The organism is Streptococcus sp. HMSC078D09 (assembly GCF_001813675.1).
GTDB lineage: Bacteria > Bacillota > Bacilli > Lactobacillales > Streptococcaceae > Streptococcus.
This window is the reverse complement of record NZ_KV813653.1, coordinates 437-1,674: the sequence shown is the minus strand read 5'-3', so window position 1 is coordinate 1,674 and position 1,238 is coordinate 437. Positions and strand designations below refer to the sequence as shown.

Here is a 1,238-nt window from a genome sequence, read left to right as displayed (position 1 = left end):
TTTATTATTTAGATATGCCAAAGAGGCGCTCAAAAAAGGGAAATTGTATAGTCCTATACCTAGAAATAGACAATCTCTCATTCAACTACTTCTCAATTCTTTGATTATAATGATTGAGAACGACTTATATGAGAAATCTTTATTTTTAAAACAGGCTACGAAGAATATATTAGCGGATTCCACAGATTTTTTTGAACAAACTATTTTGCTATATTTAGATGGATATTTGGAACTGAAATTCTATCATAATCAAAAATCACTTTTAAAAATCGAAGAAGCTTTAAAAATTTTCGAACTCTTCAATAAAACAATCCACAAAAATTACAAACAATACTTTGAGAAACACATCATTCATTTAGTAGACTAGGCCATTTATCTATAAGGTAATAACGTGATCAAACTCTTCCAATATTTCTGGATTTTGATCATGAGTAATGACAATAACAATTGCATCTTTAATGGATAGAATGTAGTCCATTATTTCTTTTGCTTTTATTGGATCAAGGTTACTTGTAGGTTCGTCAAATATATAAACTGAATATGTTTTGACTAAAAACCTAGCTAAATCAATTCGTTGCTTTTCTCCTTCTGAAATGATTTTGTTTGATTGAGCTAGGTTTTTACGAAGGAAGTCTTCATTAAACCCTAAGGATTTTCTTAATTTTTCAGTTAAATGAAGGTTTCTAGCCAATTTGATATTCTCTAGAATATTACCTTCAATTAGAAAGTCATTTTTTTGCACAAATGCAATATCTTTATATAACTCCTCTGAGGGAATATCAATATTCTGTTTTCCGTTGATTTTTATTTCTCCATCATAAAGATTTTTTGGATAATAATTTAGTATTAATTTTACTAAAGTTGTTTTCCCAGTTCCTGAAGCACCGATAATCGCATAGCGCTTACCTTTTTTAAATTCATAGGAAAAATGATCAAATAATATTCTATTTTCAATTTCATAATATAATCGGTTAATAGAAATAGTCGAAATGTTATCACAATCAATTGTACTTGTTTTATGGAAAGTTCCATGATTTGTCTCATATAGATTTTCTTGGATATTATCAATAATGGACTTGCTACTGCTGATTAAATTTTTATTGTAAAGAATAGATTGTAATGGAGCAAAAACACCGTTTAATAATTGAATACTTGCTACTAGTAGTCCAATAGTCAGTAAGTTATTTCTTACAAAAAAGATACCAGCAACCATACAGGATAGTTGAGAGCCAAAACTT

1 protein-coding gene and 1 pseudogene are annotated in these 1,238 nt (G+C 28.4%); one reads left to right on the top strand and one right to left on the bottom strand.

The window, feature by feature from the left end; genetic code table 11:
• Window positions 1-367, top strand: a pseudogene (locus tag HMPREF2926_RS01790) (Rgg/GadR/MutR family transcriptional regulator); the annotation flags it as partial.
• A 9-nt stretch (window positions 368-376) separates the two neighbouring features.
• Here HMPREF2926_RS01790 and HMPREF2926_RS01785 read toward each other — a convergent pair.
• Window positions 377-1,238, bottom strand: an 862-nt coding sequence (locus tag HMPREF2926_RS01785) for an ATP-binding cassette domain-containing protein (RefSeq protein ID WP_141751761.1), incomplete at its 5' end; no start/stop codon positions are given.